This window comes from Flavobacterium flavigenum (assembly GCF_027111255.2).
Taxonomy (GTDB): Bacteria; Bacteroidota; Bacteroidia; order Flavobacteriales; family Flavobacteriaceae; genus Flavobacterium; species Flavobacterium flavigenum.
The window spans coordinates 2,987,896-3,009,093 of the sequence record NZ_CP114285.2 but is presented as its reverse complement, the minus strand read 5'-3'; the positions used below and the strand labels follow the sequence as shown (position 1 = coordinate 3,009,093).

The following is a 21,198-nucleotide window of genomic DNA, read 5'->3' as shown; positions in this document are numbered from 1 at the left end:
TTTTACATCTTTAAAATGGTTTTATACTCAGTTTGATTGTTTAACACGTTTACCGCTTTTTTAATTTCTGAATTGTTTTTAATATAATATTGATATAATCCTTCCTGATATTGATACCTTTTTATAAGTTCCTCTAAAATCAGGTTTTTAATTTCCTTTTGATTTTTGTCTAATAATGTGGTTTCACTTTTTTCAAGTGCATTTAATAACTGTTTATATTCAATGACAATAGCTTCATCAATTTGTTCATTTTTGGCAGCTGCCAAAGTGTTTTTCAATGCCAGTTCAGTTTCTGTATCGAAAGTAAACTTGTTGACTTTTAAATATTGCTTGAAAGCAGTATAATCAGCATCTGTGATGGTTGGAATTTTATCTCCCAAATTCGGGTTTTTATAATAGTAAGTAGTCGCATAATCAAAAATTCCGTCGTTTTTTAATAGCGCATTTGTAATCGGACTCATTTTGGTTTCATCCAGTTCAATATCCGGCAGAACGCCACCGCCATCATAAACGGTTCTTCCTTTTCTGGTTTTAAAAGCATTAAAGTTTTTAGAATCTGTTTTTTGGGCTACACCATTTTTGTCTTTATGCGAATAATCCAATGCCTGAATGCAACGTCCGGAGGGAGTATAGTAACGTGAAATAGTTACTTTTAACTGTGTTCCGTACGTTAATTCAACAGTGCGCTGAACCAGACCTTTTCCAAAACTGCGGCTTCCTAAAATTACAGCACGATCTAAATCTTGTAAAGCTCCCGAAACAATCTCTGATGCCGAAGCACTCTTTCCGTTTACTAAAATAGCCAGCGGAATCTGAGTGTCTATAGGTTCTTTGGTTGTTTTATAAGTATTGTTGTGTTTTTCAATTCTGGATTTTGTAGTTACAATTACTTCATTTTTTGGAACAAATAAATTACAGATATCAATAGCTTCATTTAATAGTCCGCCAGGATTTCCTCTTAAGTCCAATACAATCTGTGTAGCGCCGTCACTTTTAAGTTTTTCAAGAGCTTCTTTTACTTCAAACGCTGCTTTTCTGCTAAAATGTGCCAAAACAATATATCCCGTTTTATCATCAATTTTCCCATAAAACGGAACCGATTTAATATCCACTTCATCCAAAACAAGGTCTGTAGTGTAAGTTTTTCCCTGACGCAGGTATTTTATTTTGATTTTAGTATTTTTTGTTCCTTTCAGCAATTGTGAAGCGTCATCCTTAAAATCAGCAATCAAAACATCCCCGATCTGAATAATTTCGTCGCCTGCTTTTAACCCGGCTTTATCTGCCGGATAATTTTTATAAGGTTCGCGAACAATTAAACGGTCTTTCTTACGGGCTATCATAGCACCAATACCTGTATATTCACCCGTATTGTTGATTTTAAAATTAACCACATCCTGCTCATTAAAATAAACGGTGTAAGGATCTAAACTTCCCAACATGCTTTTAATGCCCTTGTCCATCAGGTCGCCCGGATTGGTTTCATCGACATAATTGGTGTTAACGGCTTTAAATAAGGTCGTGAAAATTTCTATTTGCTTGGCAATTTCAAAAAAGTCTTCTTTGAAACTGGCTCCAATAAATAAAAATCCTGCGGCAGCGGCTGGTATGATGAATTTCTTTTTAAAATAAGGGTACATGATTTATGCTTTTTTTCTTTTAAATCGTTTTCTAATAAAATATACCAGAACAACGAATAGGATAGTAAATGGCCAAAGACTAATGATTGATATTAAAAACTCTGAGAGACTAAAAAATCCTGATTTAATAGCGATCCAGATTTTAGAACCGTACGAAATTTTTACACCTTCTTTCTCAGCAATAGTTTTGTAAAAGTTAATCGTAAAAGTGCTTTCTGAAACTCTGTTTTCTAAATTCAATCGTCCTTCTTTGGCTTCAATTTCTTCTCGAATAGCTGAAATTTGTTTTTCAATTTCCAGGATTTCGCTTATTTTATTGGCTTTTTGTAATATTTCCAAATAACGAGTTTCAAGTTTTCGTTTTGTATTTAGTCTTGAATTTAAGTCAATAAATTCTTCTGTAACATTTTGAGAAGAGATGTTTTTCTCATCAAAATAAGAAACACCTTTTGATATGGCCTTTAAAAAAGAATCAAAGTTCTGGCTTGGAACGCGAACTGTTAAATTTCTGCTAATGTTGTGATAATTCTTTTCCTGATAATCGTTTTGAACATTTCCCTTGTTTTCTTTGATTGCAGTTTGGATCTGATTAAAAGTCTTTTCTAAATCATTAGTTTCAAATCGAAGAGAAGCATTTTTGATGATTTTTTGTGGAAAATTTACATCTGTTCCTGATATTGATTCCACTTTTGCAGGCAATTTTACTGAGGTGATTGCCATATCAGTAGTCCCATTTTCTTCACTGTTTTTTGCGCAGTTAGAAAAAAATAATCCAAAAAAGAAAAAACAGAAAATATATTTCATAAAGTTCCAATTTAGAGTTAAAACTACAATTTTTTTATAATTCTTTGTCTAATTTGATATACAAAATTATGTTTGAAGATTTAGATTTCAGTTTTAGCTTCTGAATCTGTAGTTTTATTTACTTGCTGAATAAATTTCTCAAACAGCTGAACCGTTTTGGTATTGATTTCTTCGTAAGTTAGCCGGTCTTTTGTCTGGTAAAAAAACATCATTGAATAAGGCTGATGCAGATTATCCCAAAGCAAATGTTTATTTAGCCGGTAGGTTTCTCTTAAAACTCTTTTGAAATAATTACGGTCAACGGCTTTTTTGAAATATTTCTTTGAAACCGAAACGCCAATTTTGATTTTTTCTTCTGAATTTTCATCCGCCTGACAGTAAACCAAACGCAACGGATATTTTGAAACCGATTTCCCTTCAGAAAACAGTAATCCAATGGTGGTTTTGCTCTTTAAGCGTTCATTTTTAGGGTAAGTGAAGTTCATTTAATTCAGAAAAAATTTGCAATTAGAGGCACAAAGGTACAATTAAACCATAAAAGCGGTTATTGTTTTCAAATTTTATACCGCTAAAAATATATTTACTACTTTTGGCATTTAATTTTTAAGCATGCAAAAGATAATTTCATATCCAATCTCCGTAATTTATTATTTATGTTTTGGATTGTGTTTGGTGATTTTTCACCCGATACAATGGATTTGCCTTAATCTTTTTGGTTATCAGGCTCATAAAAAAAGTGTTGATTACCTAAATTTAGGTCTCTTAAGCTGTACCAGGCTTGTGGGAACGACTTATAAAGTTACCGGAGTAGATACAATACCGAAAGGTGTTCCGATTATTTTTGTGGCCAATCACCAAAGTATGTATGATATCGTTGCAATGATTTGGTACTTTAGACGTTTTCATTGTAAATTTGTAAGTAAGAAAGAGTTAGGCAGCGGAATACCGAGTGTTTCTTTCAATTTGAAACATGGAGGATCAGTGCTAATTGACCGTAAAGACCCTAAACAAGCGATTCCTGTAATCAAAGGCTTGTCTGAATATATCGAAAAGAATACCAGATCTGCTGTCATTTTTCCTGAGGGAACACGCAGCAAAACCGGAAAACCTAAAGAATTTGCGCAAAGCGGCTTAAAAATTTTATGTAAATATGCGCCTTCTGCGTATGTAGTACCAGTTAGTATCAATAATTCATGGAAAATGGTCAGATATGGTTTTTTTCCGGTTGGATTAGGAAACCATCTTACTTTTACGGTTCATCAGGCAATGGCTGTAAAAGATTATAAATTTGAAGAATTGATGGTGATTACTGAAAAATCAGTAAAAGAGGGAGTTAATGAGTATAAACAGATTTAAGTTTTAATAACCAGGCTTAAATCCAAATTTTAATAAAGTAATGTCTATAAAAAACATTAGATTAGAAGTAATGCAGTTTTTGGAAAAAAACGTGGAAAGCTTCGTTGAACAGTATTTAATTCCGGTTGAAAAAATTTGGCAGCCAACAGATTTCCTGCCTAATTCTCAGGGAGAAAATTTTTTTGAAGAGGTAAAGGAATTGCGTGAAATTGCCAAAGAACTTCCATATGATTTCTGGGTAACACTTGTTGGTGATACAATTACTGAAGAAGCCCTGCCAACATATGAATCCTGGCTCATGGATGTAGAAGGGGTGGATCAGGTAGATCAGGTTGAAAATGGCGGTAACGGATGGGCGAGATGGGTAAAGCAATGGACCGGCGAAGAAAACCGTCATGGTGATTTGCTAAATAAATACCTGTATTTGTCTGGCCGTGTGAACATGCGTGAAATCGAAATGACAACACAACATTTGATCAACGATGGATTTGATATTGGAACAGGAAGAGATCCTTATAAAAACTTTGTGTACACAAGTTTTCAGGAATTAGCAACGTATGTTTCCCACAACAGGGTATCTCAAATAGCTAAAAATTTTGGCGATAAAAAGTTATCTAAAATGTGTAAAATGATTGCTGGCGACGAAATGCGCCATCATCATGCATATAGTGAATTTGTAAATCGCATTTTTCAGGTTGATCCGAGCGAAATGATGCTGGCGTTTCAATACATGATGAAGCAAAAAATCGTTATGCCTGCGCATTTCTTAAGAGAATCAGGTCAAAAGATTAGTTCGGCTTTCGAACAATTTTCAGATTCTGCTCAGCGAATCGGAGTTTATACTGCAACAGATTATGTTGAAATACTTCAGAAATTAATTGATAAGTGGGAAATTGATAAGATTTCTAATTTAACAGATGAAGCAGAAAAAGCCCGAGAATATTTAATGAAATTACCGGCTCGTATGGCAAGAATCTCTGAAAGAATTGTAATCCCAAAAGAATCGCATATTTTCAAATGGGTTGAACCAGCGAGATTATAATTTAAATAAAAAAAACTTACTTTTTTTAAAATGCAATTTTGTTGCGTTTAAAAAATAAGCCATATAAAATGTTGATTGTTGAAGTTTTTAAATCTTTGACAATCAACATTTTTTTAATATTTCAGGTCAATTTTTTAAATAAAGACCAAATGAAGGTTCAACCAAAAATCCTTTTTAGCATTAAAAAAAGAAAGTATAAAGTTAAGTTTGAAATAGTATGAATAATTCAGCTCTAATAGATAAAACAATTCAATTTGTAAAAGAAAAACTTAATAATGCCGAAGGTGGACATGACTGGTTTCATATTGAACGAGTGTATAAAAATGCTCTTTTGATTGCCGGAAGTACGGATTGCGATTTAACTGTAGTTCAGTTAGGGGCTTTGCTTCATGATATTGCCGACAGCAAATTTCATAACGGTGATGAAACTATTGGTCCTAAAACGGCACGTTTGTTTTTAGAATCTGAAAATATAACTGAAGATATTATTGAGCATGTTGTGAATATCATTGAAAATATCTCATACAAAGGCGGGAATTTCGAAAAGAAGTTTTCATCTGTCGAATTGGATATTGTTCAGGATGCAGATCGTTTAGATGCTATTGGTGCTATTGGCATTGCCAGGGCATTTAATTATGGCGGATTCAAAAACAGGGCCATGTATGATCCTGAAATTGTACCTGTAACCAATATGACTAAAGATGAATATAAAAAAAACAATGCTCCTACGATAAATCATTTTTACGAAAAGCTTTTGCTCTTAAAAGATAAAATGAATACAGAAACAGGAAAGCAAATTGCTGAAGAAAGACACCGTTTTATGGAAACCTTCCTGGCTCAGTTTTATGCAGAATGGGAGGGAGTGAAGTAATTTAGTTATTCCACAAAGTTACGCTAAGAAGGCACAAAGCTTCACATAGTTTAAACTTTGTGAAGCTTTTTTTTCTTTGTGAATCTCTGCGAAATCTCCTAAGAACAGCCACAATTTCCATCTCCACAGTCTTTTTTCTTTTTAGACTTCCAGAAGAATTTTTTAATCAGAAACCCAACTGCGAGTCCTAATATGGCAAATGCTATAATTTCCTGAATCATGACTCGTTATTTTAAAATTTGATAGGCTATTAAAGCGGTCAGATAAGCAAATGCACTCATAAAGCCCAATTGCATTGCCGGCCATTTCCATGAGTTTGTCTCTTTCTTTGTGATAGCCAATGTACTTGCACACTGCATGGCAAACGCATAAAACAGCAATAATGAGATTCCGGTTGCAAAATTAAAGACTTTTCCTCCGGTATCAGGACGTACTTCTGCCTGCATTTTGCTTTTTATAGTTGATTCATTATCCGTATCGCCCACACTGTAAATGGTAGCAAGTGTTCCTACGAAAACTTCACGGGCTGCAAACGAACTGATTAAGGCAATTCCGATTTTCCAGTCGTAACCTAAAGGCTGAATGGCAGGTTCGATCGCTCTTCCCATTAATCCGATATAGGAATTCTCCAGTTTTTGAGAAGCTACTTCGTTTTCAAATTCAGTTTCTGTCAGGGTTGTATTGACAAATCTTTCTTTAACGATATTTTCTGCTTCATTAAATTCTTTTCCAGGTCCGTATGAGGCTAAAAACCATAAAATAACCGATATCGCAAGGATGATCTTACCCGCACCCACAATAAATGCTTTTGTTTTTTCTACAACATTGATTCCAACGTTCTTGAAAAGCGGTAGTTTATAACTGGGCATTTCGACAACGAAATAGGTTTTGGATTCCAGTTTTAAAACTTTATTCAGAATATAAGCTGACAGGATTGCAGTTCCAAAACCTAACAGATACAGCAACATCAATGATAATCCCTGAAGATTTAGTATGCCTAAAATACGTTGTTTTGGAATTACCAATGAAATGATAATCGCATAGACCGGTAATCTTGCTGAGCAGGTCGTGAAAGGCGTAACCAAAATCGTGATTAAACGCTCTTTCCAGTTTTCAATATTTCGGGTTGCCATAATCGCCGGAATAGCGCAGGCTGTCCCTGAAATCAGGGGTACAACGCTTTTTCCTGAAAGGCCAAATTTACGCATGATTTTGTCCATCAGGAATACTACACGGCTCATGTATCCACTTTCTTCAAGAATTGAGATGAAAAGAAACAGAAATGCAATCTGCGGAATAAATATAATAACGCCGCCAATTCCCGGAATGATTCCTTGCGAAAGCAAATCAGTTAAGATACCGCTAGGCAGTTCTTTGGCAACCCAGCTGCTTAAAGAAGCAAAAGTGCTGTCAATAAAATCCATCGGAATGGTTGACCAGCTAAATATCGATTGGAAGATTAAAAATAAAATGGCAAAGAAAATAGCATAACCCCAAACTTTATGGGTCAGCACACGATCCAGTTTTGCCCTGATGTCTTTTGCCATCGATGCATCAACTTTTAAACCTTCTTTCAAAACATCATTTATAAACTGATAACGTTTGATAGTTTCTTTTTGCTGAAGACGTTTTAATTCGGAATGTGATTTGGTAAAAGTACTTCGGATTTCATTACGATCTAAATTTGAAAAATTGACGTCCTGCGTAATAACAAGCCACAATTTGTACAATAGCTGATTTGGAAATGCATGCTGCAATTTTTCAAAATAAGCAGTGTCAATAACCGAAGCATTCAAACAAGGTTCATTCGGAATCGTTTTATAAGAAACAATTAATTCCTTTAGCTCATTTATTCCAAAACCTTTGCGTGAACTCACCAATGCAATTTTAGTTTTCAGTTTTTCTTCTAAATACGGGATATCAAGCGTAATGCCTTTACTTTTCATACGATCCGACATATTGATGACCAGGATTGTCGGAATTTCAAGGTCTTTTATCTGAGTGTAAATCAGTAGATTTCGTTTCAGATTTTCTACATCTGTTACAACAACTGCAACATCGGGATATAATTTATCGTTTTTGTTTAGCAAAAGTTCAATGACAACACTTTCATCCATGGAGCTGGCATTCAGGCTATACGTTCCGGGCAAATCCAGAATATTGGCTTTGATGTTATGCGGAAGTTTGCAAAAACCCATTTTTTTCTCAACAGTAATTCCCGGATAATTCCCTACCTGTTGATTTAAACCTGTAAGCTGATTAAAAACTGAAGTCTTTCCTGTATTTGGATTCCCGATAAGGGCAACATTGATATTCTGAATGCTCATTATAAATTGTTTTTGATCAGTTCAACTTCAATTTCACGAGCGGTTTCAACACGGATGGCAACATGTGAGCCGTTAATGTCTAAATATAGAGGATCCCCGAAAGGAGCAATTTGAAGTAATTCGACCAGGCTGCCCGGCAAACAACCCATCTCTAACAATTTTAAAGGAATCAAATCGATATCAAAATCTTTGATAATGGCTTTTTCGCCTTTTTTAAGGGTATGGATAGTACTTTGCAAGCTTATTTAGATTGAATTTAGATTGCAAAAATAGGTAATTATTATTTATTTAAAGGCAATTAATGCTTTTGAATATGCTAAATGTTTCTAAAAATCAAGGATCTTACTCTTGGGATAAGAAATCAATATCCTCCAAAAGACGTTTCATGTCTTCTTTATCGGTTCCGTCATAAAATCCGCGAACACGTCTTTTTTGATCTACCAGGACAAAATTTTCTGTATGTACCATATCATAAAGCTGATCAGGTCTTCCAAGCTTTACTGCCAGATAAGATTTTCTGGCCATTGTATAAATTTCTTTTTTATCGCCGGTAACCAGATTCCATTTGCTGTCAACGACTCCGTGTTTTATGGCATAGGCTTTTAGAACCGGAATACTGTCTGTTTCAGGAAAAACGGTATGTGAAAGTAACATCACCTTCGGATTATTTAAAACCGCTTTTTGTACATCAGCCAGATTGGTCGTCATCTTTGGGCAGATTGATCCACAGGTAGTAAAGAAGAAATCGGCAACATATATCTTTCCTTCATAGTTTTTCTGAGTAATAGTATCCCCGTTTTGGTTTACAAACGAAAAATCAGCAATTGTGTGGTATTTACTTTTATACTGAATTGTGCTATCAACCAATTCCGGATTTACATCAGCCGGATTATAAATTGGTAATGTTTTTTGAGGTTTTAAAGCAAAATAAAACAGCGTAATGGTGATTGCTGAAAACACTCCTAAGATGATGAAGAATTTTCGGTATTTGTAAAGGAGAGATTTCATAAAAATAATTTGGCGCAAAAATACAAAAAGGGCTTTTTAAAATGTTTCGTTATGCATTTTTTTAACACTGAATTCAACTATAGGTGAGTAAATTAATTGAAAAACAATCTTTAATAAATTATTAGCTGAATTTTTAACATAGGGATTCGGATATTAGCAATATGTTTGCAGAAACTCTAAAAAGTTAAATATAAATGAAAAAAGTGCTTACTACACCAATGTTTTATGCTTTTTCTGCAATGCTTTCATTTGCAACAGCAGAAGCTCAAAACACAACACCAAAGGAACCCGGGATTAATACTTCTTATATGAAAAAGGAGATTAGCCCAAAACAGGATTTCTTTCAATATGTAAATGGAACCTGGCTGGATAAAACCGAAATTCCGAGTGATCGAAATGCCTGGGGAAGCTTTAATGAATTGCGTCAGAAAACGGATGACAATTCGTTAGCAATTTTAAAAGAAGCTTCGAAAGATCCGAAGTACAAATCAAACACAGATCAGGGTAAAGCCATCGCTTTATTTAATACGATTTTGGACACTGTTGGAAGAAACAAAAGAGGCATTACGCCACTTAAACCTTATTTGAAGAAAATTGACGCTATAAAAAATGTAGCCGATTTACAAAATTATCTGATTGAAATGCAGTCACAGGGCGGAGCAGGTTTTTTTGCAGTGTATGTTGGAGCTGACGCAAAAAACAGTAATAAAAATACTGTTTCTCTAACTCCGGGAACTTTAGGATTGTCTGATAAAGATTATTATAATTCTGATGATAAAGATTCAAAAGAAAAACGTGAGAAATATGAAGTTCACGTTGCCAGAATGCTTCAGTTTATTGGTGAATCTCCGGCTAAAGCCAAAGAAAGTGCCAAACAAATACTGGCTTTAGAAATTGAAATGTCAGCGCCAAGATTAGACAGAGTTGAAAGAAGAGACCGTAGAAAACAATACAACCCAACAGCAGTTGCCGATTTAAAAAAGGATACACCTTCAATTCAGTGGGATAAATACTTTGCCGGAGTGGGTATGGCAAAATTAGATACAGTTAATGTAGCGCAGCCACGTTACATGATTGCGTTAGAAAAAACTTTTACTGAAAAGAAAGTAGAGGCCTGGAAAGAATATTTAAAATGGTCTGCATTAAACAGAGCAGCTTCAACATTGAGTACAGAAATAGAAAGTGCCAATTTTGATTTCTACGGAAAAACGTTAACAGGTGCTTTAAAACAGCGACCACGTGAGGAAGTAGCTTTGCAGGTAATCAATGGTGCAACCGGAGAAGCTTTAGGTAAACTGTACGTGGAGAAATTGTTCCCTGCTGAAGCGAAAGAAAAAGCTAAAAACATGATTGCGAATGTGATGCTTGCTTATGAAAACAGAATCAATGCACTGCCATGGATGTCTGAAGCTACAAAAGCAAAAGCAATTGAAAAGCTTAAAAAGCTGACTATTAAAATTGGATATCCTGATAAATGGAAAGACTATTCAAAACTAGAACTTAAAAACGTTTCTGAAGGCGGAACTTATTTTGACAACATGAAAAATTTGGCGAAATGGGCTTATGCTGAAAACTTAGATAAATTAGGTAAACCGGTTGATAAGTCAGAGTGGGGAATGTCTCCTCAGACTGTAAATGCTTATTTTAATCCATCATATAACGAAATTGTATTTCCTGCCGCTATTCTACAGCCGCCATTTTATAATTATCAGGCTGATGAAGCTGTAAATTATGGTGGAATAGGTGCTGTAATAGGTCATGAAATCTCACATGGTTTTGATGATTCAGGTGCCCGTTTCAATGCAGATGGTAATCTTGTTGACTGGTGGACTGCAGATGATTTAAAACAATTTACTGCGCTTGGCGGTGCACTGGCAGATCAATACAGTGCATTAGAACCTCTGCCAGGAATTCATGTTGATGGAAAATTTACTTTAGGTGAAAATATTGGGGATTTAGGTGGAATCAATGCTGCTTACGACGGTTTACAATTGTATTTGAAAGCCAATGGAAATCCTGGATTAATTGATGGTTTTACACCAGAACAGCGTTTCTTTATTTCATGGGCAACGGTATGGAGAACAAAATCAAGAGACGAAGCCCTCAAAAGTCAGGTAAAAACGGATCCACATTCTCCGGGAATGTACAGAGCTGTTGTTCCAATTCAAAACGTTGATGCTTTTTATGATGCTTTCGATATCAAAAAAGGAGATAAAATGTATGTTGAGCCAGAAAAAAGAGTTAAAATCTGGTAAGAAAACAAATAGAATGAAAAACGGCGCTAAAGATTTAGTGCCGTTTTTGTTTTATATCTATTTCAAGTGACTATAAATGTAGGTTTCGATAGCTTTTAATTCTTCATCAGACATAGCCTGCGTTACCGGAAAATTGGTTTTCATGACAGCAAACTGATCCGGATCGACAATAGGTTCTCCGTTTCCTTTCAAAAAAGTAACAATGTCGCCTTTTTTGTCTTTGTAGATTTTGGCGATTTCCTTGATACTTGGACCAATTACTTTTTGGTCTGGCTGATGGCAGGAGGTGCAATTTCCTTTTCCTTCAAAAATCTCTTTACCTAAATTTTCAGGAGTTTTGATTTCTGCCGATTCGCCTTCAGAATAAGCTTCTGTTTTGTTTTCTGTTGATTTTCCAAACGGTTCCTGACTCTCTTTTTTACATGATGCAAAAGCTAAAAATGCGGCTAGAAATAATAGTTTTTTCATTTTTATTTGTTTAAAATTAAAGCAGCTTCTTTTGCAAAATAAGTAGAGATAATACTAGCTCCTGCACGCTTAATGCAATAAAGTTGCTCTATCATAATTTTGTCATGATCCAGCCACCCTTTGTCAGCTGCGGCCTTTACCATAGCGTACTCACCAGATACCTGATAAACTGCAACCGGTACATGAACAGCATTTTTTACCTCACGAACGATGTCCAAATATGCCATTCCAGGTTTTACCATTACAATATCTGCACCTTCTTCAACATCTAATAATGCTTCACGAATTCCCTCAATTCGGTTAGCATAATCCATCTGATAAGTCTTCTTGTCTTTTGGGATATTTTGAGAATCTACTGGTGCAGAATCCAACGCATCACGGAATGGTCCGTAAAATGCAGAAGCATATTTAGCACTGTAACTCATAATCCCAACATTGTGATGTCCATTTTCTTCAAGGGCTTTCCTGATAGCCAAAACCCTTCCGTCCATCATGTCGCTTGGTGCTACAAAATCGGCTCCGGCTTCGGCATGGCTCAAACTCATTCTTGTCAAAGCATCAACCGTTGCATCATTAATCAATTGGCCGTTTTCTATGATACCGTCATGACCATAAATTGAATAAGGATCTAAAGCTACATCCGGCATCACAATCATTTCAGGAACTGCATCTTTAATGGCACGAATAGTCTGTTGCATTAAACCGTCTTTGTTCCAGGCTTCAACACCTTTATTGTCTTTAAGGTTTTCACTTACTTTTACATAAATATTAACTGCTTTGATTCCCAGATTCCAGGCTTCTTTTACTTCTTTAATAGTGTTATCCAATGAATGGCGGTAAATTCCGGGCATCGACGGAATTGCAACTTTTACATCTTTTCCTTCGGCAACAAACATCGGAAGCATAAAATCCTGTGGACTTAAACTAGTTTCACGAACTAAAGAGCGAATAGATTCATTGGTTCTTAAACGGCGGTTTCTTTGTAATGGGAACATAGAGTGTTTTTTATAAAATCTAAAACGGAATATTTGTCTATAAACAGTTCATATCCATTTTAAAAATGAAATTAAAATAAGTGTCGCAAAGTTAAATAAAAAACGTCCAAATAAAGAGTTCAGGATGAATGAGAATTCGTTAATATTATCTAAATTCGTACCGCTCATAAAAATTTCAATTAAGAATCTTCTTATGGAATGTGTTTCAAATTTAAATTTCCCACATGAAGAAAATATTTGCATTATGCTGCTGCCTGCTTTTAACAAGCTGTTTTGAAATAACAGAAAGAATTAAGCACCACGACGATCAAAGTGGCGAATACACACTGATGGTTGACTTTTCCCAATCATGGTTAAAAACTAAATCAGCTATCTGGCTGGAAGAAGTGGATGGCGTGAAAATCCCAAATGAACAGGAGATCAGTCAGAAACTGGATGAATTTAAAACTAAAGTATCAAAAATTGAAGGGATTTCAAATGTTTCAACCAAAACCGATTTTGACAAATATGTTTTTATCATCAAATTAGATTATAAAAATACGAAAGCACTGAACGAAGTTATAAATACTTTGAACAAGCAAAAGAATCAAATCCATTTTACAGCAGATTCGAAGAGTTTTGAAAGAATGGCTTCCTATCCTATTCCTGAAAAACTCATTAAAGACGAAAAGAAAAAGGAAGATCTGGAAAAAGCCAGCATTATATCTATTTACACTTTCGACCGTGATATCCTATCGGCATCCAATGCGAACAGCAAAATGTCTAAAAACAAGAAAACGGTTTTTTTAAAACAAAGCATGTACAGTGTCCTTAAAAAATCATCACTCATGAACAATACAATTCAATTAACTCAATAATCATTATACTTACACATGAAACAGTTTTTTATCTTATTCATTTTATTCACGTATGGTTTAACCCAGAGTCAGACTCTTTCGAAAAAGCAGGATTATTTTATTCAGTTTAACGGAAGTCAGCTTTCTAAAAAAGTAAGTGTTGCTGAGGTCTTAAATCATTCACTATTGAAAAATGGCAAAATGAAGCTGGATGTCAATCAATATGCAGACCTTATAAAATTAGATCAGAAAATAACCGCCCATGGGAATTATTCGGATAGCATTCCGTATTATCAAATTACAATTCCAATTAAAAACAGAAACGATATTAAAAATTTCTTAGTTAAGAAAGATCAGGAAAGTGATTCTGTTGCAAAACCTTTAATTGAAGATTTTGGGCAGTATTCTGTATATAATTCCAGCGATAAAAAAACGACTATGGCCTGGAATGACAGCCATTTGGTCATTTTTGGATTGACTAAAAAATATTCTTATAATGATTATACTATACCACCTCCACCTGTTGTAGATTCAGTAGCGGTAGAAGCTACAGATATTGTTATTGATGTACCGGTTGAATCTTCTATAGACACAACTTATACAGATTACTCAGATAATTATTATGGCAATTACCAAAAAGAACAGACTGCTTTTGACAGCATTCAGGCCATCAGTCAAAACAGATTCATAAAATTGCTTTTTGAAAATGGTTTTACTGTCCCGACTTCAGATAAAGTGCATGAAACCGCCGACATTTCATGCTGGGTTGATTATGGGGCAGCATTGAGTGGTTTTAATTCGGCGTATATGGCTTTGGCACAATTTACAACGTATAATAAATTTTTTCCGAGTCAGAAAAACTGGGGAAATTTTGTAAAAGGTATCAATGTCGATTTTTATTTTGATAATGATAATGCACGAATTGAAGAAATTGTCGAATACTCCAAACCAATTGCCGATTTAGTAAGCAAAATTAGCAACAGGAAAGCCAATAAAAACATTTTTAATTATTTTCCTGCCCAAAAGCCACTCGGTTATCTGACGTATCATTTTAATACGAAGGAAATGCTGAATAGTTTTCCGACTTTGACTGCTGAGGTTTTTAACAATCCTTATATTCTAAAAGAAGATATTGGCGTGGCTACCGATCTTATTTCGACCATTATTGATGAAAAAGCTACAGCAACGCTTTTCGACGGAGATTTAAGCATGTTTCTTTATGATATGGCAGAAAGAGAAGTTACCACAAAAACGTATGAGTACGATGAGAATTTTGAGTCTAAAGAAGTGGTAAAAACGGTTAAAAAAACTGTGCCGTTATTTTCAGTAATTTTTACTTCAACACACCCGACTTTTGGGGATAAACTAATTCAATTAGGCGTTCGTAAAAAAGGATTGACTCAAAAAGGAAATTACTATGAAATAAAAGGAACTCAGGAGTTTGGTAATTTGTTCATTTTTAAAGAGAAAGATGTGGTGATTATTGGAAACAGCATTGATCATATTTTTCCGAAAGACAATTCGTTTTCAAAAGAAGTTAAAAAAGAGCTGAAACAAAACTATTTTGCTGCCCAAGTGAGCATGGATAAATTAGTAACAGCCTATTCTAATTCAGGCGAAGCAAAACCCTCTGATATAAAAAGCCTGAACAGACTAGCACAGCAGTTTACAGATGTTACGTTGTATTCCGGTAAAAAACTGCTAGATAACAAGCTGAAATTTGAGTTAAAACTAAATTCATCCAACGGAGATAAAAACATCATTTTGCAGACTTTGGATATGATTGAAGAATTAAGTACTAAATAATCTAAAAAGAGAAAAAGCCCTAAAATTGATGTTTTAGGGCTTTTTTTATATTTTCTTCTAAAGTTAAATCCAGTCTACAGGATTTTCGAGTACTTTTATCAGTTTTTCTTCTTCGCTTCCAGCTTCCGGATGGTGATCGTAAACCCATTGCACGTGTGGAGGCAAACTCATGAGGATACTTTCTATTCTTCCATTGGTTTTTAAACCGAATAAAGTGCCTTTGTCATGAACCAGATTAAACTCTACATAGCGTCCACGGCGAATTTCCTGCCACGTTCTTTGTTCCTGAGTATAAGGAAGGTTTTTTCTTCTTTCTACAATTGGAACATAAGCTTCAAGGAAACTGTTTCCGACTTCGGTTACAAAATTGTACCAGTTTTCCATTGACATTGAATCATTTGCTTTGCAGTAATCAAAGAATAAACCGCCAAGTCCTCGGGCTTCGTTTCTGTGCGCATTCCAAAAATACGAATCACACTGTTTTTTATATTTTGGATAAAACTCCGGATTGTGTTTGTCACAGGCTGTTTTGCAGGTTTGATGAAAGTGTTTCGCATCTTCTTCAAACAAATAATATGGCGTTAAATCCTGTCCGCCTCCAAACCATTGCTGGATTACATTTCCAGACTCATCGTACATTTCAAAATAGCGCCAGTTGGCATGAACTGTCGGAACCATTGGACTTTTTGGATGAATCACCAAACTTAATCCACAGGCAAAGAAATCAGCTTCACCAACGCCAAACATCTTCTGCATGGTTTCAGGAAGTTTTCCATGAACAGCCGAAATGTTTACGCCACCTTTTTCGAAAACGGCTCCATTTTCTATAACACGTGTTCTTCCGCCGCCACCTTCTGGACGTTTCCAAAGGTCTTCACGGAATTTTGTTGTTCCGTCAACAGCTTCTAATCCTGCACAGATCTGGTCTTGTAAATTTTGTATGTAGGCATAAAATTTGTCTTTCATTTTTATTGTTTTTTGGCTTTCGCCGAAGCAATCTTAGTATTTATTCCAAAAGAAAAAACGTTGCTTTTCAGTTGAATATATTGATAAAGTGCCAAAGCTTTTTCCTGAAAGTTATATTCTTCGGTTTTAGATAATTCTAAAAGAAAATCGGCAAACTGTTCTAAATGATCAAAATCCAAATGACAACGCACTAATAAATCTATAAGATCTTCATTAGAATGTTGTACTAAAGTTTCAATGTTTAAACCAAAGTCTTTTAGTTGATTTTCAATATTTTCTTTTTGAGTGTTTCTTAAAGGCTGAGGTACAAAAACAAGAGTTCGTAACGTTTTGAGAACGTTATCAATCCTGATTTTTTCTTCGTCTCTTAGGCCTTTGTTGAGCATTTTTATGAGTTTATGGTTGTTGGTTTATGGTTGATAGTTATTTCCACCAACTATCAACCGTAAACTTTCAACTATATTATTGTCCATATTCCTTAACTGCATCAATAAATGCCTTAGCATGATCTACGGGGATATTTGGTAAAATTCCGTGACCTAAATTTACAATATATTTGTCTTTTCCGAATTCGTCGATCATTTCGTGAACCATTTTCTTGATAGTCGGAATTGGCGAAAGTAATCTTGAAGGATCGAAATTTCCTTGTAAAGTAACATTTCCACCAGATAAATAACGTGCATTTCTTGCAGAACACGTCCAGTCAACTCCAAGTGCAGAAGCTTTACTTTTACCCATTTCATTCAATGCAAACCAACATCCTTTTCCGAAAACAATTACCGGAGTAACCTCAGCCAGAGCGTCAACGATTTGGTTGATGTATTTCCATGAGAATTCCTGATAATCAACCGGAGAAAGCATTCCGCCCCATGAATCAAAAATCTGAACGGCATTTACCCCCGATTTTACTTTTTCTTTTAAGTATAAAATAGTAGTATCTGTGATTTTTTGTAATAAAGTGTGAGCTGCAATTGGGTTTGAAAAACAGAATCCTTTTGCAGTATCAAAACTTTTAGAACCTTTTCCTTCAACCGCATAGCAAAAAATGGTCCATGGCGAACCTGCAAAACCAATTAACGGAACCTCATCGTTCAGCATTTCTTTAGTCAATTTCACAGCGTCAAAAACATAACCTAAAGTTTCGTTTACATCCGGAACAAAAACCTGATTTACCTGTTCCATGGTGCGAATCGGATCCGGAATAATCGGACCTAAATTGTCTTTTAATTCCACGTGAATTCCCATTGCTCTTGGAACAACCAAAATATCTGAAAAAAGAATAGCTGCATCCGGAGCAATTCTGCGAATAGGCTGAACTGTAATTTCTGCAGCCAATTCCGGAGTTTCACATCGCGTAAAGAAATCATATTTATCACGCAGGGCTCTGAATTCAGGTAAATATCTTCCTGCCTGACGCATCATCCATACTGGTGGACGCTGTACTGTTTCTCCTTTTAAAGCTTTTAAAAATAGGTCGTTTTTTAACATGAGTTTTTATGTTTAAACCTAACGGGTTTATTGAAACCTGTTAGGTTTGTTATTTATATTCGTGAATTACATCTTCAATCACGTCCTCAATTGTAGGCTGATCTGCGATGATAATGTTTTTGGTGATTTTAGCTAAAGCATCTGCGGTGGTATCACCAATGCAGAAACAGATTTGTTTTTGAATTTTATTGTCTTTCAGATAACTTTTAACACCGGACGGGCTAAAAAACAAAATCGCTTCGGGATTTCCTTTTATTTTCTGAGGCTGTAATGTTGTGTCGTAAACCTGAATTTCATTGAATTTAATTCCGTTTTCTTTTAAAGCTTCAGGCAAAGTATCTCTTCTAAGATTTCCGCTGAAAAAAGTATAGCTTTCACTTCCATAAATCAAAGTAATGATTTCGGCTAAATCCGCAGCATAACCTGTATACGCAACAACATTGAACCCGTTATCGGTCAATAAGGTTTTGGTCTTAAGTCCAACGCAATACACGTTTTTCTTTTTCAGCTGTTCTGATTTTGGATGAGACAAAATGCTGTGAACGGCATTTTGACTGGTAAAAATCAGACTTTCGTTGAGGTCTTTTAATTCGAAAGGTTTGTTTTCGGTTTTGATGAAATCAGCTTCGATTACTTCAATACCATATTTCATCAATTCCTGCTTATGAAGAGGCGATAATATTTTAGTAGATAATATCTGAACTGGATTTGCCATTATTTTTTCAGGGATTCTTTGATTTGCTGCATCAATTCCGTTCCGCCATTATTCAAAATCTCCTGAGCCGAATTGAAACCTAGTTTTTTCCATTCTGAAATATCAACTGTTTTGTTTATTTCCAGTTTCTGTTTTCCGTCAATAGAAAGTAAAACTCCTTGAAAATGTAAAGTGTCTTCGTCTTCGTTATAGGTAACCAAAGCTCCAATCGGTGCTGTACATCCACCTTCAAGCGTTCTTAAAAATTGGCGTTCGATATGAGTGCAAATTTCTGTTTCGATATCATTTAACTGCGAAAGTGCATCTAAAGTATAATTGTCATTTTCCATTGCCACAACCAGCATTGCTCCTTGTGCCGGCGCGGGAATCATCCAATCTAAGTTGATGTAGTTTTCTGGTTTTAGATTGATCCGTTCTAAACCTGCTGCTGCAAAAACAGCTCCGTCCCAGTTGTTATCCTGTAATTTCTGCATACGCGTATTTACGTTGCCGCGTAAATCAACTACAGTATGATTTGGATATTTATTAAACCATTGTGCCTGACGGCGCAGACTTCCGGTTGCGATAGTACTTGGATTTGTAAAATCAGGATCTCCTTTATGGACTAAAATGTCTAAAACATTCGCTCTTGGTAAAACTGCAGCCTGAACAATACCTTTTGGTAAAGCTGTTGGAACATCCTTCATCGAATGCACCGCAATATCAATATCGCCATTAATCATGGCAATGTCTAAAGTTTTAGTAAAGATTCCCGTGATGCCGAGTTCGTAAAGAGGTTTGTCGAGAATAATATCTCCCTGGGATTTTACGGCAACAATTTCAGTCTTAAAGCCTAAATCATTTAATTTTTTTTCGACTGTGTGGGCCTGCCAAAGTGCGAGCTCACTATCGCGGGTTCCTATTCTGATAACTTTTTGAGCCATATTTTTTTGGATCCTTAAAAGTAAGGAACATTCTGTTTAACTATTATGAGAGGTTGATTTTGTATTTTTCTTCAATTGGGGAAGGAATAATTTTTGGTGCAAGCTGTCCAATCTGAAATACTTTTTCAATAAACTCAATACTTTCGTCAATTGATGTGTTTTCGTCTTTTAAGTGACTGGCAAACTGACTGGTGATTTTTTGTATAATTCGGGAACTGATTAATTCAGCCTGTTCTTCATCAAAATTTAGCATTTTCTTTTTATGAAAGGCCAGTTCTCCGGCAACCATATCGTTTAGTTTTGCTTTTAGCGCATGAATGGTAGGAGCATATTTGCGGCCGTTCATCCAGATATTGAACTCTAATTTCATATCCTCAATTATAGCTTCTGCAGCCGGAATATGCTGTTTTCTTCTTTCAAGGGTATCATCTGTCATTTGTGACAGATAATCAAGATGTATTAAAGTTACACCCGGTATTTGTTCCACATCAGGATTTACATTTCTTGGGATAGATAAATCCAGAATCAATAACGGTTTTTTTAAATTTAGTAATGTCTTGTCAATAGTTGGATTTTTTGCTCCTGTTGCTACAACCAAAACATCGGCTTGTTGTAGTTCTTCCTGCAGGTTAGCGTAATCTTTTACAATTACATTTAGTTTGCCGGCAAGGATTTCAGCTTTGTTTTTCGTTCTGTTGATAAGCGTAATGTGACCATTTTTAGTATGTTTTACTAAATTTTCGCAGGTATTTCGTCCTATTTTTCCAGTTCCGAATAGCAGAATATTTTTGTTTCCAATATCTTCTACGTTTTTAATAATATATTGAACCGATGCAAACGAAACCGATGTTGCACCAGAAGAAATTTCAGTATCTGTTTTGACCTTTTTGCTTGCCTGAATAACGCTATTAACAAGACGGTCAATAAAAGTATTAATTAAACCCTCGGATTTACTAAGGTTGAAAGCGATTTTAATTTGGCTGATGATTTCAAAATCACCCAAAATCTGACTGTCTAAACCTGTTCCTACGCGAAACATATGGTTTACGGCTTCCTGATTTTTGTAGATATAGGCAACCTCTCGAAATTCCTCAACAGATCCATTACTGTTGTCGCAAAGTAATTTGATTAGTTCGTACGGATGATTGGCAAAACCATAAATTTCAGTTCTGTTGCAGGTAGAAGTGACGATTAATGATTCTATTCCTTCGGTTTTTGCCTGAGCAAGTAAATCAGATTGTGCTTTAGCATCTAAACTAAATTTTCCTCTAATTGTAGCATCTGCTTTTTTATAACTTAAACCTAAAGCGTAAAAAGTGGTAGTTCTGGACATATTAAAATTTTCCATATTATACTTTCGTTAAAAAGTGCAACAAAATTATTACTAAGTAATTTATAAAAACAACGCTAGAGGTACTTTTTATATCGCTATGGAATAAATTGATTCATTTTGGCTGTTTTAAATAGGATTTATTGCCACTTATAATGATATCAAGGATTCGACAACTTGTTATGTATATTTATTCTAAATAACAATCTGGCTTTTGTTTTAAATAGCTTGCGAAAAAATATCGCTATGAGTTCGGATTCATTTTTCTGTTTTATATCTTATTCAATTTCATTGCGGTAGAAATTTAAATATAAAAACAGTTTCATGAAATAAAACCCTACCTTCAACAGGCAGGGTTTTAAGAAAAA

21 protein-coding genes are annotated in these 21,198 nt (G+C 35.1%); 6 read left to right on the top strand and 15 right to left on the bottom strand.

Features of this window, described 5'->3' with window-relative positions; all coding sequences use genetic code 11:
- Nucleotides 1–2: 2 nt before the first annotated feature.
- The 3 genes from OZP09_RS12380 to rnpA all read right to left on the bottom strand — a co-directional run bounded on the left by OZP09_RS12380 (nucleotide 3) and on the right by rnpA (nucleotide 2,929).
- A complete protein-coding gene (locus tag OZP09_RS12380) occupies nucleotides 3–1,640 on the bottom strand; it encodes a S41 family peptidase (protein WP_269234013.1) in 1,638 nt (545 codons plus the stop codon).
- A 3-nt stretch (nucleotides 1,641–1,643) separates the two neighbouring features.
- On the bottom strand, nucleotides 1,644–2,444 hold the full coding sequence (locus OZP09_RS12375) for a DUF4349 domain-containing protein (RefSeq protein WP_269234012.1): 801 nt from the start codon (nucleotides 2,442–2,444) through the stop codon (nucleotides 1,644–1,646).
- 80 nt (nucleotides 2,445–2,524) lie between these two features.
- Complete coding sequence (gene rnpA / locus OZP09_RS12370; RefSeq protein ID WP_269234011.1) at nucleotides 2,525–2,929, bottom strand: ribonuclease P protein component; 405 nt, start codon at nucleotides 2,927–2,929, stop codon at nucleotides 2,525–2,527.
- A gap of 124 nt (nucleotides 2,930–3,053) precedes the next feature.
- On the opposite strand from rnpA, the gene OZP09_RS12365 reads away from it, so the two are divergent.
- The 3 genes from OZP09_RS12365 (at nucleotide 3,054) to OZP09_RS12355 (ending at nucleotide 5,713) form a co-directional block, all read left to right on the top strand.
- Entirely contained in the window at nucleotides 3,054–3,800 is a 747-nt protein-coding gene (locus tag OZP09_RS12365) for a lysophospholipid acyltransferase family protein (RefSeq protein WP_269234010.1), read from the top strand.
- Between the two features lie 40 nt (nucleotides 3,801–3,840).
- Nucleotides 3,841–4,842, top strand: a complete 1,002-nt coding sequence (locus OZP09_RS12360; protein ID WP_223683282.1) for an acyl-ACP desaturase — start codon at nucleotides 3,841–3,843, stop codon at nucleotides 4,840–4,842.
- 217 nt (nucleotides 4,843–5,059) lie between these two features.
- Complete coding sequence (locus OZP09_RS12355) at nucleotides 5,060–5,713, top strand: HD domain-containing protein (protein WP_269234008.1); 654 nt, start codon at nucleotides 5,060–5,062, stop codon at nucleotides 5,711–5,713.
- Between the two features lie 98 nt (nucleotides 5,714–5,811).
- On the opposite strand, the gene OZP09_RS12350 is transcribed toward OZP09_RS12355, so the two are convergent.
- The 4 genes from OZP09_RS12350 to OZP09_RS12335 all read right to left on the bottom strand — a co-directional run bounded on the left by OZP09_RS12350 (nucleotide 5,812) and on the right by OZP09_RS12335 (nucleotide 9,048).
- Nucleotides 5,812–5,934, bottom strand: a complete 123-nt coding sequence (locus OZP09_RS12350; protein ID WP_269234007.1) for a FeoB-associated Cys-rich membrane protein — start codon at nucleotides 5,932–5,934, stop codon at nucleotides 5,812–5,814.
- Nucleotides 5,935–5,940: 6 nt separating this feature from the next.
- Nucleotides 5,941–8,040, bottom strand: a complete 2,100-nt coding sequence (gene feoB, locus OZP09_RS12345; protein WP_269234006.1) for a ferrous iron transport protein B — start codon at nucleotides 8,038–8,040, stop codon at nucleotides 5,941–5,943.
- Nucleotides 8,040–8,279, bottom strand: a complete 240-nt coding sequence (locus tag OZP09_RS12340; RefSeq protein WP_269234005.1) for a FeoA family protein — start codon at nucleotides 8,277–8,279, stop codon at nucleotides 8,040–8,042. The genes feoB and OZP09_RS12340 overlap by 1 nt, the downstream gene beginning before the upstream one ends.
- 103 nt (nucleotides 8,280–8,382) lie before the next feature.
- Nucleotides 8,383–9,048: an SCO family protein gene (locus tag OZP09_RS12335; protein WP_269234004.1), complete on the bottom strand. Its 666-nt coding sequence runs from the start codon at nucleotides 9,046–9,048 to the stop codon at nucleotides 8,383–8,385.
- Nucleotides 9,049–9,242: 194 nt separating this feature from the next.
- Between OZP09_RS12335 and OZP09_RS12330 the strand changes: the two genes are divergently transcribed.
- Nucleotides 9,243–11,303, top strand: coding sequence for a M13 family metallopeptidase (locus OZP09_RS12330; protein WP_281309463.1), 2,061 nt, complete (start codon nucleotides 9,243–9,245; stop codon nucleotides 11,301–11,303).
- Nucleotides 11,304–11,360: 57 nt separating this feature from the next.
- Here the strand turns inward: OZP09_RS12330 and OZP09_RS12325 are convergent, their stop codons facing one another.
- Both OZP09_RS12325 and hemB read right to left on the bottom strand, forming a co-directional pair.
- Nucleotides 11,361–11,771: a c-type cytochrome gene (locus OZP09_RS12325; protein WP_269234002.1), complete on the bottom strand. Its 411-nt coding sequence runs from the start codon at nucleotides 11,769–11,771 to the stop codon at nucleotides 11,361–11,363.
- A 2-nt stretch (nucleotides 11,772–11,773) separates the two neighbouring features.
- The gene (gene hemB, locus OZP09_RS12320; protein WP_269234000.1) at nucleotides 11,774–12,766 is read right to left on the bottom strand and encodes a porphobilinogen synthase; all 993 of its coding nucleotides are present in this window, start codon (nucleotides 12,764–12,766) and stop codon (nucleotides 11,774–11,776) included.
- 224 nt (nucleotides 12,767–12,990) lie between these two features.
- On the opposite strand from hemB, the gene OZP09_RS12315 reads away from it, so the two are divergent.
- Nucleotides 12,991–13,623, top strand: coding sequence for a hypothetical protein (locus OZP09_RS12315; RefSeq protein WP_269233999.1), 633 nt, complete (start codon nucleotides 12,991–12,993; stop codon nucleotides 13,621–13,623).
- A 15-nt stretch (nucleotides 13,624–13,638) separates the two neighbouring features.
- Nucleotides 13,639–15,408: a hypothetical protein gene (locus OZP09_RS12310; protein WP_269233997.1), complete on the top strand. Its 1,770-nt coding sequence runs from the start codon at nucleotides 13,639–13,641 to the stop codon at nucleotides 15,406–15,408.
- Between the two features lie 63 nt (nucleotides 15,409–15,471).
- Here OZP09_RS12310 and hemF read toward each other — a convergent pair whose 3' ends face one another.
- The 6 genes from hemF to hemA all read right to left on the bottom strand — a co-directional run bounded on the left by hemF (nucleotide 15,472) and on the right by hemA (nucleotide 20,848).
- Nucleotides 15,472–16,374 carry an oxygen-dependent coproporphyrinogen oxidase gene (hemF, locus tag OZP09_RS12305; RefSeq protein ID WP_269233996.1) on the bottom strand — a complete coding sequence of 301 codons (903 nt, stop codon included), beginning with the start codon at nucleotides 16,372–16,374 and terminating at the stop codon, nucleotides 15,472–15,474.
- Nucleotides 16,375–16,376: 2 nt separating this feature from the next.
- Entirely contained in the window at nucleotides 16,377–16,760 is a 384-nt protein-coding gene (locus OZP09_RS12300; protein WP_269233995.1) for a hypothetical protein, read from the bottom strand.
- Between the two features lie 76 nt (nucleotides 16,761–16,836).
- Complete coding sequence (hemE, locus tag OZP09_RS12295; RefSeq protein ID WP_269233994.1) at nucleotides 16,837–17,862, bottom strand: uroporphyrinogen decarboxylase; 1,026 nt, start codon at nucleotides 17,860–17,862, stop codon at nucleotides 16,837–16,839.
- Between the two features lie 49 nt (nucleotides 17,863–17,911).
- Nucleotides 17,912–18,577, bottom strand: a complete 666-nt coding sequence (locus OZP09_RS12290; RefSeq protein WP_269233993.1) for a uroporphyrinogen-III synthase — start codon at nucleotides 18,575–18,577, stop codon at nucleotides 17,912–17,914.
- Complete coding sequence (gene hemC, locus OZP09_RS12285) at nucleotides 18,577–19,500, bottom strand: hydroxymethylbilane synthase (protein WP_269233991.1); 924 nt, start codon at nucleotides 19,498–19,500, stop codon at nucleotides 18,577–18,579. Before hemC ends, OZP09_RS12290 begins: the two co-directional genes overlap by 1 nt.
- 43 nt (nucleotides 19,501–19,543) lie before the next feature.
- The gene (gene hemA / locus OZP09_RS12280; RefSeq protein WP_269233990.1) at nucleotides 19,544–20,848 is read right to left on the bottom strand and encodes a glutamyl-tRNA reductase; all 1,305 of its coding nucleotides are present in this window, start codon (nucleotides 20,846–20,848) and stop codon (nucleotides 19,544–19,546) included.
- Between the last annotated feature and the right edge of the window lie 350 nt (nucleotides 20,849–21,198).